This window comes from Arthrobacter sp. MDB1-55, from assembly GCF_059092925.1.
In genome coordinates, this window is sequence record NZ_JBNHID010000001.1 from 581,257 (window position 1) to 596,452 (window position 15,196).

At 63.9% G+C, this 15,196-nt stretch carries 9 protein-coding genes; 7 read left to right on the plus strand and 2 right to left on the minus strand.

Going from position 1 to position 15,196, the window contains the following annotated elements; all coding sequences use genetic code 11:
* Positions 1 to 44 precede the first annotated feature (44 nt).
* Genes AC5RU3_RS02875 through AC5RU3_RS02885 form a run of 3 tightly spaced genes read left to right on the plus strand, consistent with a single transcriptional unit; the run spans position 45 to position 7,245 of the window.
* On the plus strand, positions 45 to 485 hold the full coding sequence (locus AC5RU3_RS02875; protein WP_493964821.1) for an MGMT family protein: 441 nt from the start codon (positions 45 to 47) through the stop codon (positions 483 to 485).
* Positions 482 to 3,766 (plus strand): ATP-dependent helicase, encoded by a 3,285-nt coding sequence (locus AC5RU3_RS02880; protein ID WP_493964822.1) that lies wholly within the window; start codon positions 482 to 484, stop codon positions 3,764 to 3,766. Before AC5RU3_RS02875 ends, AC5RU3_RS02880 begins: the two co-directional genes overlap by 4 nt.
* Entirely contained in the window at positions 3,763 to 7,245 is a 3,483-nt protein-coding gene (locus AC5RU3_RS02885) for an ATP-dependent helicase (RefSeq protein ID WP_309070936.1), read from the plus strand. Before AC5RU3_RS02880 ends, AC5RU3_RS02885 begins: the two co-directional genes overlap by 4 nt.
* Here the strand turns inward: AC5RU3_RS02885 and AC5RU3_RS02890 are convergent.
* Positions 7,242 to 8,384 carry a macrolide 2'-phosphotransferase gene (locus AC5RU3_RS02890; protein WP_493964823.1) on the minus strand — a complete coding sequence of 381 codons (1,143 nt, stop codon included), beginning with the start codon at positions 8,382 to 8,384 and terminating at the stop codon, positions 7,242 to 7,244. The genes AC5RU3_RS02885 and AC5RU3_RS02890 overlap by 4 nt on opposite strands.
* A 131-nt stretch (positions 8,385 to 8,515) precedes the next feature.
* Here AC5RU3_RS02890 and nudC point away from each other — a divergent pair, with 131 nt between their 5' ends.
* Genes nudC through AC5RU3_RS02905 form a run of 3 tightly spaced genes read left to right on the plus strand, consistent with a single transcriptional unit; the run spans position 8,516 to position 12,159 of the window.
* Positions 8,516 to 9,493 carry an NAD(+) diphosphatase gene (nudC, locus tag AC5RU3_RS02895; protein ID WP_309070934.1) on the plus strand — a complete coding sequence of 326 codons (978 nt, stop codon included), beginning with the start codon at positions 8,516 to 8,518 and terminating at the stop codon, positions 9,491 to 9,493.
* A complete protein-coding gene (locus AC5RU3_RS02900) occupies positions 9,493 to 11,598 on the plus strand; it encodes an ATP-dependent DNA helicase UvrD2 (protein ID WP_493964824.1) in 2,106 nt (701 codons plus the stop codon). The genes nudC and AC5RU3_RS02900 overlap by 1 nt, the downstream gene beginning before the upstream one ends.
* 27 nt (positions 11,599 to 11,625) lie before the next feature.
* Positions 11,626 to 12,159, plus strand: a complete 534-nt coding sequence (locus tag AC5RU3_RS02905) for a M48 metallopeptidase family protein (protein WP_309070932.1) — start codon at positions 11,626 to 11,628, stop codon at positions 12,157 to 12,159.
* A gap of 14 nt (positions 12,160 to 12,173) precedes the next feature.
* Here the strand turns inward: AC5RU3_RS02905 and AC5RU3_RS02910 are convergent, their stop codons facing one another.
* Positions 12,174 to 13,601, minus strand: coding sequence for a zinc-dependent metalloprotease (locus AC5RU3_RS02910; protein ID WP_493964825.1), 1,428 nt, complete (start codon positions 13,599 to 13,601; stop codon positions 12,174 to 12,176).
* Between the two features lie 294 nt (positions 13,602 to 13,895).
* On the opposite strand from AC5RU3_RS02910, the gene AC5RU3_RS02915 reads away from it, so the two are divergent.
* Complete coding sequence (locus AC5RU3_RS02915) at positions 13,896 to 15,008, plus strand: YlbL family protein (RefSeq protein ID WP_375164368.1); 1,113 nt, start codon at positions 13,896 to 13,898, stop codon at positions 15,006 to 15,008.
* Positions 15,009 to 15,196: the final 188 nt, after the last annotated feature.

Here is a 15,196-nt window from a genome sequence, read left to right on the forward strand (position 1 = left end):
GACCCGACATCGTTCCCCTCCAGGGCTTTCGGTACTGTGGTTCGGTGCGCGGCAGAGGTCTGGACTATGAAGAGGCGGTCCTGGACATCGTCAAGCTCATTCCCTCCGGGAAAGTTCTGACGTATGGCGACATAGCGGAGGTCCTCGAAACTGGCGGACCGCGTCAGGTGGGAGCAGTCATGTCCCGAGGCCCCGTCGACGTGCCGTGGTGGCGGGTTCTGAGAGCCGACGGCAGACCACCCCAGAGACTGGAGACCGCCGCCGTCGAGCACTATCTAAGAGAATCCACCGCTTTGCGGAAGGTTGCAGGCAGGGGGAGCAGGTCCGGAGCCGGGTACCGCGTGAACCTGGCCGTGGCCCGCTGGAATCCGACTCCTGACGAAGAGGACGCCTTGCAGCGCGTGCGCGCGTCTCTGGAATGCGTTCCCGGGCGCGGAGATCGCTCGTTCGGATTGTCGGAGGCGGATGATGGTGTGGAGCCATGAGTAGTAGTTCCTTTCGGGACACGGCACCCACGCCGTCCATAGTCAGTCTGAGGTCGCCTTCGGGTGCGGCTCAGCTCTTACAGCGGCCCCGCCTCGACCCGGAACAACGGGAAGTGTTGGGTCTCGGGGCAGGGGTAGGTCCGGTACTGGTTCTCGGCGGTCCGGGCACAGGCAAGACCGAAGTCCTGATCGAGACAGCGGTCAGCAGAATTACGGATGGTGAGGTGGATCCGGGCCGGGTCCTGATTCTGGCCCCCACCCGGCTGGCAGCAGCACGCCTTCGTGATGACGTGACGGCACGGCTGCACCGCAGCATCAGTGCGCCTCCCGCCCGGACCTGGTCGTCCTATGCCTTCGACCTCATCCGCCGGGCCCGTGTGGCAGGCCTTCTGCCTGAGCTGACACGCTCCCCGCGGCTTTTATCGGGCGCGGAACAGGACCTCATCATCAAGGAGCTCCTCGAGGGACACCGCAGGCTTGGATTGCTCGATGCCCTCTGGCCGGAGGGACTACGTCAGGCACTGGGGACGAGGGGATTCCGTCAGGAGGTGAGGCAACTCTTTGACAGGGTCAGTGAGTACAGCCTGCATGCGGATGAACTGGCAGAGCTTGGGCGCAGGTTTGATCGCCCTGACTGGGTGTCCGCAGCCGCACTGTACAGCGAGTACCGGGATGTCCTGGACCTCAGAATGCCGGAAGCGTTCGATCCCGCGGGAATCCTCACGGCCGCCCGCGGCATCCTTGAAACAAACCCGGACTTCTTGAGCGAAGAACGGGACAAGTACACGCTGATCCTGATTGATGATTATCAGGAGTCGAACACGGCAGTGCACGCGTTGTGCGGAGTGCTGGCAGAAGGAAAGGATTGCCTAATCTCGGCATGCCCGGACACCGCCGTGCAGGGATTCCGCGGCGCACGCCCCGAACTGGCAGCACGTCTCCCAGAGATTCTGGGTCAGGTGCACACTGTCCAACTGATCGGTTCGCACCGTCTAGCGGGTGCGCTCGCCGAGAGATGGGCCGCCATCGCCGCAAGGACACCGGTGAGCGGCACACCGGTGGGATACCGACGGCTGACCGTGCCGGAAATGGGCCCTGACGCCCAGGCCCAGTCCCCCAGGCATGGCGTCGTGTCGGTGCATGTGGTCGATTCCGGATATCACGAGCAGCGCTACGTCGCACAGCGGATCCTGGAAGCCCATGTCGAGCAGGGCAGAAGCTTTGACGAGATCGCCGTCATCACAAGAACCGGCGCACAGGTGTCCGAACTGCAACGGTATCTCGCGGGCCAGGACATACCGGTGAGTGTTCCACCGGCTGAACGGGCCATCCGCGATGAACCCGCTGTGCGCCCGTTACTGGAAATCCTCAGCGTGGTCACGGGCGCTCAGGAACTGGACGCCGAGTTGGCCGTTTCGATCATGACCTCCCGGATCGGCGGCGTCGGTGCCCTGGAGATCCGTAGGCTGCGCCAGCTGTTGAGGCAGGAGGAACGATTGACCGGGGGAGAGCGGGACTCCGATCAACTGATCGTCGATCTACTGGCTCAACCGCACATTGACGACCCCCGCCCGCAGTTCCGGCCCGCCCGTCGGCTGCACTCGATGGTGAGTGCGGGCCGTGAGGCGTTGCAGGACGAGGCGAGCACGCCCGAAACGGTCCTGTGGTCCGTGTGGTCGGCATCCGGGCTCTCTTCGCGGTGGGAAGAGGCGGCATTGCGGCACGGACCCGCGGCGGCGCGAGCCGACAGGGACCTGGATGCCGTCGTCGCGCTCTTTCAGACCGCTGAACGCTACGTGGACCAGGTACCCGGGGCCCCTGCATCCGGTTTCCTGGAATACCTGCTGAGCCAGGAACTCCCCATGGACACTCTTGCCGCCCGTGCACAGAAGGGTGCAGCTGTGGCAATCATGACCCCAGCCGCAGCAGCTGGACGCCAGTGGCCGGTAGTCATCCTCGCCGGAGTGCAGGAAGGTGTATGGCCGAACCTGAGGATCCGGGGTGAGTTGCTCGGATCGGGGGACCTCGTCGCCCTGCTTGAGCATGGCCGCGAGTTTCGACACCATCGCGACCCGCTTTCACTCATGCAGTTCACCAGAGCGGACGAACTGCGAAGTTTCTCTTCGGCGGTGAGCCGTGCAGCCGAGGAGCTGATCTGTGTAGCCGTTTCCTCGGAAGATCAGCAGCCCTCGTCATTCCTCGAGATTCTCGACCCCCTGCCGTTCGGGATCTACGAACGCCCGCGCACCGAGGTGAAGCGGCCTCTCACCCTTCGGGCGCTGGTTGCCGAACTCCGCAGGTACACCCAGCAGCCTGACCGTGAACCCGACGCTGCCGCTGAAGCAGTGCATCATCTGGGGATGATGATGTTGCACCGTCCCCTTGTCCCGGGCGCAGATCCCGCGCAGTGGTGGGGGTTGGCCGGTCTCTCATCAACCGATCCTGTGGTGCCTCCCGAAGCGGTCATTCCCGTCTCCCCCTCGAAGGTGGAGGCAGTACTCGCTTCGCCGCTGAACTGGTTCGTCTCGGCTGCCGGCGGCGAGCGGCCCACCGACTTCGCCCGTTCTCTCGGAACGCTCGTCCATTCGATTGCCCAGGACATGCCGGATGCCACCGGTAATCAGTATGCTGCGGAACTGGTCCGCCGATGGCCGGCTCTCGGCATGAAGGACACCTGGGAGTCGAAAAGCGACCTGCGGCGTGCCGAGCACATGGTGAGGAAACTTGGAGCCTACCTGGTGGAGATGCGGAAGGCGGACCGTTCCCTGCTACGTACAGAGGTGGACTTCAGCGTCGATCTAACCGTCCTCGTCAACGGTTCGGAACGTCAGGCCAGGCTCCGCGGTTCTGTAGATCGCCTTGAACTGACACATGACGGACATGTCTTCATCGTGGATCTTAAGACAGGCAAGTCAGCCCCGCCAGATTCCGAGGTCTCCTCCCACCCGCAATTGGCGGCGTACCAGGTCGCTGCGCTGGCCGGGGCTTTCGGTGAGTCGGACCGCCCGTCACATGATCAGCCCGAGGGATCGCGGTCCGTCGGGGGAGCCGCCCTGGTGCATCTCGGCACGAGCGCGAAGGCACCCAAGGTCCAGGACCAGCCAGCTCTGCACCCTGACGATCCCTGGGCACACGAGATGATTGAGCAGGCGGCGGGACTGATGTCAGCTGCCGAGTTCGAGGCGGTCCATGATCCTAAACGTTCGGCTTACGGCGGCGGTGCATGCCGTCTCCCGGAGATATGTCCGCTCTGCGTCGAAGGAAGGCAGGTAACCGAATGAGCACCGATACGGCTCATACGGCAGCGGTGCCGCCCAAGCCGGAACAGCACCTCTCTGCGGAATCACTGGCTCGCTTGCTTGCGGGCGGTAATGATGCCGACGTTCACTACCCCACGCCGGAACAAACGCGCATCATCGAGGCGCCGCTGCAGCCGCAGCTGGTCATCGCTGGAGCAGGCTCAGGAAAGACCAAGACCATGGCCGACCGCGTCGTGTGGCTGGTGGCCAATGGATTGGTGCGGCCGGAGCAGATCCTTGGGGTCACGTTCACCCGGAAAGCGGCCGGGGAATTGGCCGCACGCATTCGCCAGCAACTTCACGCCTTGTATCGGGCGCAAGGGGAGGGCGTTTTCGAATCCGGAGAAGACCGGCTGGAACCTACCATCTCCACCTATCACTCCTATGCCAACGGCATCGTTCAGGACTACGGCCTGCGCATAGGAGTGGAACGCGACGCCGTCATGCTTGGCACGGCACAGTCCTGGCAGCTGGCGGGCAGGATCGTCGAGTCCCACCGCGGTCCGTGGGAACACCTTTCCGCAGCAAAGGCTACGCTGACAAACGCAGTCCTGACCATGGCGTCGGAATGTGCGGAGCACCTCGTGGAACCTGCTGCCGTGCGGGCATCGTTGTTGGAACACATCGAATCAATGACTACCCGCCCTTATGAGGCAAACAAACCGAAAGCCTCCACCCAGCGCGCAAAAGACCTCCTGGACAAATTGCGAACGCGAGTTACCGTCACTGAGCTCGTGGAGCGGTATACCCAAGCCAAACAACATGCAGGGCAGCTCGACTACGGCGACCTCGTTTCACTGGCAGCACGTATTGTCAGCGAAGTTCCGCAGGCCGTCGAGATCGAGCGACAGAAGTACTCGGTCGTCCTCCTTGACGAGTTTCAGGACACCTCGCACGCTCAGATGGTCCTTTTCTCCAGGTTATTCGGTGACGGCAGGTCTGTGACGGCAGTGGGCGACCCGCACCAGTCCATTTACGGTTTCCGGGGCGCTTCAGCAGGGCAACTGGGTACCTTCAGATCGCGCTTCCCGCTGCATACGGACAGAGGGCGGAAGCCGGCGCCCATGGTTAACCTCTCGGTGGCATGGCGGAACTCCACGAGCATCCTGGGAGCGGCGAACGCCGTGGCGGCTCCGCTCAACGTTCCGCCTCCTTGGGTTGGTCCGCAGCAGCAGCTTCAGGTGCCCGGGCTGTTGCCCCGGCCCAACGCACCAACCGGAGAGGTCTACCTCGCACGCTATCTCAGCGAGAGCGCCGCCCAGGAGGCCGACCCCTCCGACCCCGATAGCCCGTTCGCCAACGAGGCTGCTGCGCTGACGCGATTCATCCAGGCAAAACGCCGCCAGTTTTTCGACATGGATGAGGACGGGCGGCCGCTGCGGCCGACTATCGCCGTCCTCTGCCGTGGCCGCCGCCAATTCGAACCGCTTCGCCGAGCGCTTCAATCGGCCGGTATACCCGTACAGATCATCGGCCTCGGCGGACTCCTTCGCACACCGGAGGTCATCGAAATTCTCTCGGTTCTCCGGGTCCTCGGCGACCCCGAACGATCCGACGCAATGTTGCGCCTTCTCGCCGGAGCACGCTGGCGTCTGGGCAGCGCGGATCTGATGGCGCTGGGCGACTGGGCCCGTCAGCTCGCCTATGATCGCGACGCCCGTATCCACCGCCTCAAATCCGCCAGCGAGGCGCCAGAGGAGGGCACTTCGGTCAAAGGTCAGGCAGGAGGAGCATCCGAGAGCGAAAGTCATAGCGAGTCTGTTCCGACGCCGACAGAGGACTCGGAGCCGGCCAGCCTTGTGGACGCCGTCGATCATCTTCCGCCAGCTGGATGGGTCTCGGGCAGCGGCCGCACTCTCTCACCTGCAGCAAGAGAACGACTCATGCTGCTTCGGGACGAACTCCGCGGGCTCCGTCAGTCAGTCGGAGACGATCTGCATACCCTGATCGGCGAGATAGAACAGACACTCCTGCTAGACATCGAACTCGCAGCGAAACCGGGGGTGAGCGTCCACGAGGCACGACGAAACCTGGACGCCTTCGCTGACGCCGTCAGCAGTTTTGTTTCGACCTCGGATCGTATCGACCTGCCCGCCTTTCTCGCCTGGCTGGAGGCGGCCGACGCGGAAGAAGACGGACTGCCGGTAACGGCCCTGGAGACCAGCAGGGAAGCGGTTCAACTCCTCACGGTTCACGCGTCCAAAGGTTTGGAATGGGACGTTGTACTGGTGCCGGGCATGAACGAGGGATCCTTTCCCAGCGGTACAGGCTCGCGCTGGAGCTCAGGGGACTCATCTGTTCCGTGGCCGCTGCGCGGTGATGCTCCCGAACTGCCGCAGTGGGACTGGGACCAGCCCGACCAGAAGTCATGGCTCGAGAGCGAGAAGCTCTTTGCCGAAGACGCCCTCACCCACAGCGAACGGGAGGAAAGGCGGCTTGCTTACGTGGCCCTCACCAGGGCACGCCATGTCCTGTTCTGTTCCGCCTCGGCATGGGGAGGCGGAAGATCCAAGCCGACGGCCCCCAGCCGTTATCTTGAACAGTTGCGGGAGCTCGCGGCTGCCGGTGCACAGGGTTACCGCGAACTCGCCTGGATCGAAGATTCCTCGGTCGGTGACGAGAACCCGGCGCGCGCCCACAGCGACCGGGCGGTATGGCCCATCGATCCGCTGCGCGAGCGCCGCGACACCGTGGAACAGGCAGCAGCGGCTGTCCGTGCAGCGGCGCATGACCTAGGGTCCGCGGACCACGAGGCACCCACCCGCGGACAACCTTCTCTCGGACGATGGGGTAACGAAGTCCGGAAAGCCCTCGCCCGCCAGCAGAGTAGGGCTGTCCTGGCGCCGGTCGAGCTTCCCACCCATATCTCTGCCTCGCTGATGGTTGAACTAACGGAAGACAGCGCGGCTGTGGCCAGGCGATTGCGACGGCCGGTGCCACGTCGTCCCGGCTCGGCTGCCCGGCGCGGCACTGCCTTCCACGCGTGGATCGAGGAGTTCTACGGCACGACGGGAATGCTCGACCTGGGGGAGTTCCCCGGGGCCGCCGACTCCTTCGTGGAAGAGGGCTTACAACTGGAGGTGCTCACGGACACGTTCAGGAAGTCGCCGTGGGCGGATCGCGTCCCCTATGGCATCGAAGTGCCGGTGGAAACCCGTGTCGAGTCTGTTGTGGTGCGCGGTCGGGTGGACGCGGTCTTCAGGGACGACGACGGCGGCTGGGACCTTATCGACTGGAAGACAGGGCGACCTCCCGCAGCGGGAAGCAGGGAGGCGAAGTCAATTCAGCTGGCCGTCTACCGGCTTGCATGGGCGCGCGTGATGGATGTACCGCTGGCATCAGTGAGAGCCGCGTTCTACTACGTGGCTGAGGACCTGCTCGTACGGCCACACGACCTCGCGGACGGCAGAGCGCTTGAAGACATCATCCGCCGCGCAACATCCGCAAGCGGGTCCGGCTAGGGTCGGGGCACCACGGGCAGGGCGGATGTTTCCAGGTTTTCCTGGTCCTGCGTCGCTGGAGATTCTGTGCCCGGTGCCTGGTGCGCAGGAGGTTCGGTGTTCGAGGGGCCGGAAATCCGTGTGCTACCCGGGCGGTTATCCGCTTCGATAATGATTCGGGATGTGCCGGAGGGCGTTTCTACATCCTCGGCTGAGTCGTCTTCAGCCGCGGCGGCAACGGCCGCCTCTTCGGCCGCAAGATCAGCGGAAAGCGTGCGCATCATTTCTTCTGCCTCTTCGATCATGTCCTCATCGCCCAGGGCGAGGCCGCGCACCATCCATTGCGCCAGGGCAAACTCTGCAGCGAGTGATGCCCGCCGCAACAGGTGATCATCGGTTGCATCCGTTCGGGCGCCGAGGTAGGCCGCATGTACTTCATCGGAGAAATGCGCGTCCTGTGTCGCCGCCAACCAGGCGAAGTCATCCGCCGGGTCCCCCACCGACAGGTCGGTCCAGCCGGTGACAGCACACACCCGTCCCGCCGCGAGGAGCAGATTGTCTTCGTGGATGTCCCCGTGGATCACGGTGGGATTGAAGCGCCACAGCGAGACGTCTTCCAGCGCATGCTCCCATCGGCGTAACAGGTCTGACGGGATTCTCCCGGTTGTGGCCGCCTGGTCGAGCTCGTTGAGACGCCGCTGCCGCACTTCATTCGCTTCGTACGCGGGCAGGTCCGCTTCACTGACGAGCGTCCGCGGGAGTTCATGGATGGCGGCTATCGACCGGCCGATTTCCCTCGCCAACTCACGACCGCCCGCTGCGAGATCATCGAGGGAACGCGTAGAACCCTCAATGTGCGAGTAGACGAAGGTGCGCAGGTCGCCGATCCGCACCGTGCCCGCGACGTGGGGGACGAGGAATGGAAGCTCCGCCCTCACTCCGGGCGTGAAGGCGCGCAGTACCTGCAGCTCTGTTTCCAGCCGCATGCTCGCCTCGGCATGCCGGGGTGCACGGACGCGCCACTGTTTGCCTGAGCCATCAATCAGAAGGGCCGATTCGAAATCGGCGGGATCATCGGGCGCGCCGGAGACGCCCGTCGGGGAGAGACCCGGCACGGCCGCGCTGGCGAGGGCGGCAAGTTCCATTGGCGAGCGTTTCACATCATCCACCGTAAGCGCGCAAGGTCATGCGCCCGAATGTCCCGGACGGCGAGTCGCTGCTCGCCATCACTATTCCTCCAGAAAAGTGCTCCGAATGTCCTTTTGGGGGTGCGGGACCGTACCGTAGAAATATGACCCAAGCCGTCGGCATGCAGGCAGCCGGTACTGCCAGCCTCCCCCCACTCGGATCCCTGCCTCTGGCCCGCGGCACGGCTGATCGCGGCTCAACCTTCCGCACCACCCCTGACCTGTTCGACCGGCTGTGGGAGGAACCCGGAACCCGGATCCTTCATCTTGCCCAACTGCGTGCGCCCGTTCAACAGCGGAGGCTCGTGCTGAGTCCTGTGTCAGAGGTCGCTCGCCCGGAGAATCCGATTTACCTCGGCAGCACAGTTGAACCAACGCCGGACCTACCCTCCGGCACGCACATCGTCCTTGTGCAGTACGAGGAAGTTCAACCTGAGGTTTCACCGGAAGAGTCGTGGGTCACGTTGCGGGACGCCGCGGCTGAACTGACCCCTCAGGAATCGGGCCTGTTCGTTGAAGCCGTGGCCATCTCCAACTGGCACGCCACCCATACGCACTGTCCGCGCTGCGGTCAACGAACCGACCCGATCGACGGCGGTTGGGTCCGGCGATGCCCGGCCGATGAGAGCCAGCATTTTCCACGGACGGATCCGGCAATCATCGTGACGGTGACGGACGAGGAGGACCGCCTGCTCCTGGGATCTTCCGCCGCCTGGCCGGAAAATCGCTTCTCCACTCTCGCAGGGTTTGTCGAACCGGGTGAGTCTCTTGAAGCCGCCGTGATACGCGAAGTGGAGGAAGAGTCGGGCATCGTCGTGCATTCGCCGACTTATCTGGGATCGCAGCCCTGGCCGTTCCCGGCCTCCCTGATGCTAGGCTTCACCGCCAGGGCATCGCACGCTGAGCCCGTGGCCGACGGCGTCGAAATCAGGGAGGTGCGCTGGTTCACCCGGGAGGAACTGTTCGTCGGCCTTCGGGAAGAGCGCTTGTCCGTGGCCTCTGGAGCATCCATTGCACGCGCGCTCATCGAGAATTGGTACGGTGGCCCCCTCGATGAAGAACCGTCCGCCGGGAGACCGTAGTGGAGGGTTCCGTCGAAGAAAAGATCCTCGCCGGCCTCGATGACGAACAGCGCGCGGTGGCATCTCAATTGAGCGGTCCGCTCTGCGTTCTTGCCGGAGCCGGAACGGGAAAGACCCGGGCAATCACCCACCGTATTGCGTACGGTGTGCACACCGGAGTGTACAAACCCCAACAGGTCCTTGCGGTGACCTTCACTGCACGGGCAGCAGCGGAGATGCGCACACGTCTCCGCGACCTGGGAGCCCAGGGCGTACAGGCGCGCACCTTCCACGCGGCTGCCTTGCGTCAACTTCAGTATTTTTGGCCGCAGGCAGTCGGAGGAACGCTGCCTGCTCTCGTCGACCATAAGGCGCAACTGCTGGCGGAAGCTTCGCGCCGGCTGAGGCTGAGTACTGACCGCGCCACCATCCGGGACCTCGCTGCTGAAATCGAATGGGCAAAGGTATCCATGCTGACGCCGGACACCTACGTCGAGGCTGCCAGCGGCCGGGTGGAACCGGCGGGTATGGACACCACCACGGTTGCCCGTGTGTTCAGCACCTATGAGGATCTCAAAGTGGATCGCAACGTCATCGACTTTGAGGACGTACTGCTCATCACGGTGGGAATACTGCAGGAAGATGCCAAGGTGGCAGCGACCGTCCGTGCTCAGTACCGGCACTTCGTGGTGGATGAATACCAGGACGTGTCGCCGCTGCAACAGCGCCTGCTGGACTTGTGGCTGGGGGAGCGGGATGAGCTCTGTGTCGTGGGAGATGCCAGCCAGACCATCTATTCCTTCACCGGCGCCACCAGCGCCCACCTGCTGAACTTCACCGGGAGGTATCAGAAGGCCCAGGTCATCAAGCTCGTCCGGGACTATCGTTCGACGCCCCAGGTCGTGCACCTTGCCAATTCGCTGCTCGCCGCCAGAACAGCCGAAGTTGAGCGTCGGGGCGGCGCCGGCACCTGGGCTACGCCGCTACAACTGATTGCCCAACGACCTCCGGGGCCGGCGCCCAGCTTCACTGAGTGCAGCGACGATGAAGCAGAGGCCACTGATGTCGCTCGACGGATCTCGGCCCTGCTCGATGACGGTGTGCCCGCCAGCGAAATCGCAATCCTCTACCGGACCAACGGCCAGTCAGAGGCGTATGAGCAGGCCCTCGCGGCCGCAGGCATTGGATACCAGTTGCGCGGAGCGGAACGATTCTTCGCACGGCGTGAAGTACGGGAGAGCCTGCTTCAGCTTCGGGCTGCCGCGCGCGCGGCGATTGACGATGATGTGCCGCAGCTGGTGCGCGATGTCCTCGCATCCCTCGGGTACACGAGCGAAGCTCCGCAGAGCTCCGGTGCCGTCCGTGAGAAGTGGGAGTCGCTGGCCGCGCTGGTCTCACTCGCCGACGAGCTTCACGCGGCGCGCTCAGAGCAGGGCTTCACACTCCAAGACTTCGTCGTCGAACTCGACGAAAGGGCGGCTGCACAGCACGCACCCACAGTTCAGGGCGTAACCCTCGCGTCACTGCACTCAGCGAAAGGCCTCGAGTGGGACGCCGTGTTCCTCGTAGGGCTGAGCGAGGGACTGATGCCCATCTCGTTCGCCGATACGCCGGACGCCGTCGATGAGGAGCGCCGCCTCCTCTACGTCGGCATAACCCGTGCCCGCAAGCACCTTGCCCTCTCCTGGTCTACCTCCCGCACTCCGGGCGGTCGGGCATCGCGGAAGCCTTCCCGGTTCCTCGACGGCCTCCGTCCTGACTCCGGTGGTACACGATCCTTCCGACAACCTACTGCCCGGCGCGAGCGGAAGATGTCTGCGCCTGCGAACTGCCGCAGCTGCGGGAAGGTCCTCGGAACGGGAGCCGAACGCAAGATTGGCCGTTGCCGGGACTGCCCTGCGAATTACAGCGAGGAGACGTTCGAAGCGCTGCGGAACTGGCGTCTGCAGGCAGCCCGGGAAACGGACGTTCCTGCCTTCGTTGTCTTCACAGACGCCACACTGGTCGCGATCGCAGAAGCTCGTCCTGACTCGCTGGAGAAATTGGCGCAGCTTGCCGGTGTCGGCCCAACCAAGCTGGAACGTTACGGGGAGTCGGTGCTTAGCGTCCTTGCGCAGGGCAGCTGAGAGCGCACACGTGGAAGGAAACGCCGCATGACCGCGAATAATTCGCCGGCACCATACCCGGTGGAGGTGCGTCGGTCGGCCCGCCGTCGCCGGACGGTCAGCGTGGACCTGCGCGACGGCGTTGCAGTGGTTTCGATTCCGGCTTCCTTCAGCGCGCGCCAGGAAAAGCAGTGGGTGGAGAGAATGGTTGCCAAGCTTCACGCGAATTCCCAGCGGCCGGCACACTCCGAATCCGGGTTGAGCGACCGGGCCTCCGAGCTTTCAAAGCAATACCTGGTCGGAAGGGGCATGCCCACGAGCATCCGCTGGGTCACGAACCAGAACTCCCGCTGGGGATCCGCGACACCCGCTTCCGGCGCTATCCGGTTGTCCCACAAGCTGCAGGGGATGCCGGACTGGGTTATCGACTACGTGATCCTGCACGAAATGGCACACCTCATCGAGCCAACACACAACGCGACTTTCTGGAGTCTGCTCAAAAGCTACCCGCACACCGAAACCGCCAAAGCGTTCCTGCTTGGTGCAGCCTATGCAGCAGACCACGGTCTGAGCGGCCGGTAACCCGGCCGCTCGGGTCAGCGGCCGTCGTCGCTTGTGCCGCTTGAGGTATCGTCGCCGTCGTCAGCTGCAGGAGGAGCATCCTCGTCCTGGGACTTCTCATTCGCGGTCGGCTCGAAACCGCCGGCGAGGAGTTTTTCCAGGGCGGCGTCGACGTCTGCGTCCTCTGATTCGGCCAGCTGCCGCCGCTTGCTGAATCCTGCCGGATCGTCAAGGTCTTCAGGTGTGGGAAGCAGATCGGGATGCTGCCAGATGGCATCCCGCCCGGCGATTCCGCGCTCCTGGCGCAACTGTTCCCACAGGGCAGCGGCATCGCGCAGGCGCCGGGGGCGTAATTCCAGGCCCACAAGCGAGGCAAACGCGTTCTCCGCGGGGCCACCGGTGGCGCGGCGGCGGCGAACCATCTCGCGAAGCGCGACCGACGACTCAAGCTTGGCGGTGGCGGCCGCACTCAACTCATCGACCCAGCCTTCGACAAGGGCCAGAGTGGTCTCCAGACGAGCGAGAGCCGCTTCCTGGGAGGCAGTGCGCTCCGGCATGAAAACGCCCTCGGAAAGCGCGCCCTGCAGCGACTCGGGATTCGACGGATCGATGTCGCGGGCGACTTCCTCGATCTTCGACATGTCGATGTGAATGCCGCGGGCGTAACTCTCAATTGCACCCAGAAGGTGTCCCGTCAACCAGGGCACCTGGGTGAACAGCCGAACGTGCGCAGCCTCCCGCACCGCGAGGAACAGTCGGACATCGTAGTCGGAGATATCCAGGCCTTCACCGAATGCCTCAACGTTCGCCGGGAGGAGGGCCATGCTGTGTTCAGCCAGGGGTATGCCGATGTCAGTGGAACTGACGACGTCGCGCGAGAGCGCACCGACCGCCTGCCCCAGTTGCATCCCGAACATTGCGCCGCCCATGTTCTGAAGCATCGATGCCGCACCGCCCATCATGGACTTCATTTCTTCCGGCATCTGTTCCGTGATGGCGTTGGAGAGCGCGAGCGCGATGCTGGTAGCTACCGGTTCCGTGAGCCGCCGCCAAGTGTCCATGGTGGCTTCGACCCATTCGGCGCGGGACCACGCCTTGCCCAATAGGGCTGTGGACGGGAAGTCGGTGACGGGGTCCAGCCACATCTCGGCGAGCCTGAGTGCGTCGTCCACCTCACGCTTCGCGGTGCTGCTCACTGAGGGATCCCCGCCGGTCGCGGCGGCGCGGCGGGCCTGATCGCGGGCGAGACTCCAATTCACCGGGCCTTCAGACCGTGCCGCAAACATGGCCTGAACCTGCTGCATCATCATCGCCATGGCCTGGGGGTCATTGGGCAGCCCTGCTGCCTTCGCGATTTCCTGTGGGTCGATGCCCTGCATGTTCCCGCCCATGAGACGCTCAAGCATCTCAGAGAGCGGATCCTTGGGAGTGTCGTCTTCGTTGTTCGACGGATTGGAACTCATCGATACCACCGGTCCTTGGTCGAAACTGGTTGAAGCTGGACGGAGCATGGCAAGCCGGACGGGATCCGGCGGGGGCTTCGAAGGTGCCCTACTCCAACCTGCAGCTGCGGTCGCTCAGGACCTCAAACGTTACCGGGAGCCAATGGACTTGTCCTGCACAGCGTGAATGAGTTCGCTCTAGGCAAAGCACCTACGTTTGCAGGGGCGCCTCGAGCGCAGGGTGGGCTTGTAGGCTTGGAGTGGAATGCCCTGAAATCTCGCCATCCCGGGATACTTGGCGCCCCCAAATCGAAGGTGAACCACTTGATTCAGCCCCTCGCCCAGAAAACGGACAGGCCCCGGCACGACCCCGTGAAACGGGATCCCCGCTTCACGGTGATGTCGGTTTCCGGCCTGCTTGCGGTTGGCCTTGGCGCTGCGGCAGTCCTCCTGCCGTCCCCGTACGTGGTCGAGTCTCCCGGTCCGACATTCAACACCATCGGCGCGATCAACGACGAACCGTTGATTTCCATCGACGGACAAGAGACCTACCCCACGGGCGGTGCGTTGGATCTCACGACCGTGTTCGTCGCTGGCGGGCCCGGTCAGAGCGTCAGCATCTTCGACGCGTTCCGTGCCTGGGCAGACCCATCCCAGGCCGTAACCCCTCGTGAACTGGTTTATCCCCCGGACGTTTCCGAGTCGGATGTCGAACAGCAGAACGCACAGGCAATGACCTCATCGCAGGAATCGGCGGTTGCTGCAGCCCTGGCCCACCTGGAAATCCCGTACGAGGAAACTCTTTCTGTCGTGGGATTCGCACCTGAGTCTGCCGCCGAAGGGCTTCTGCAGGAGGGAGACCAGCTCAACCGTGTCGGGAACGAGGAGATCGAAGCGTTGCAGCCGCTCAAGGATGCGCTGAATGCCTCGGGCGGCGACGACGTGAACATCACCGTCACGCGTGACGGTGAAACGGTCGTCGAAACGGTGAAGCCACGCAAGGGGGAGTCCGGCGACTATCAGCTGGGCGTCTTCCTGATGTCCGAATTCCAGTTCCCGTTCGACGTCGACATCGCCCTCGACAACGTGGGTGGCCCGTCAGCCGGCATGATGTTCGCGCTGGGAATCGTGGACAAGCTGACTGATGGGCAGTTGACGGGCGGGAAGCATTTCGCCGGCACCGGGACCATCGACTCCTCAGGCGCTGTCGGACCCATCGGCGGCATCCGGCAGAAACTGGCGGGCGCCCGGGAATCTGGAGCGGAAGTCTTTCTCGCTCCGGCGGCTAACTGCGGTGAAGTCGCCGGTCATGTTCCCGACGGCTTGAGGGTGGTCCGCGTTGAGACCCTTGAGGACGCGGTGACAGCCGTCCGCACTCTGGGTGAAGAGAACGACGGCGGTGCTGATCTTCCGTCCTGCGAGGACTGATTTCGCCGGTGAGACCCGCGATGGACACGATTGGGAAACGATTCACGGCCGGCCCCCGCCGGGCGGAACTGAATTGTGTGGCCCGTACGTGCACAGGGCAGAATAACAACAGTGGACCCATGCGCCGCTGAGCGCACACAGCACTCCGTACCCCCGAGGATGAGGTAATAGTGACATCCGGACCAGAC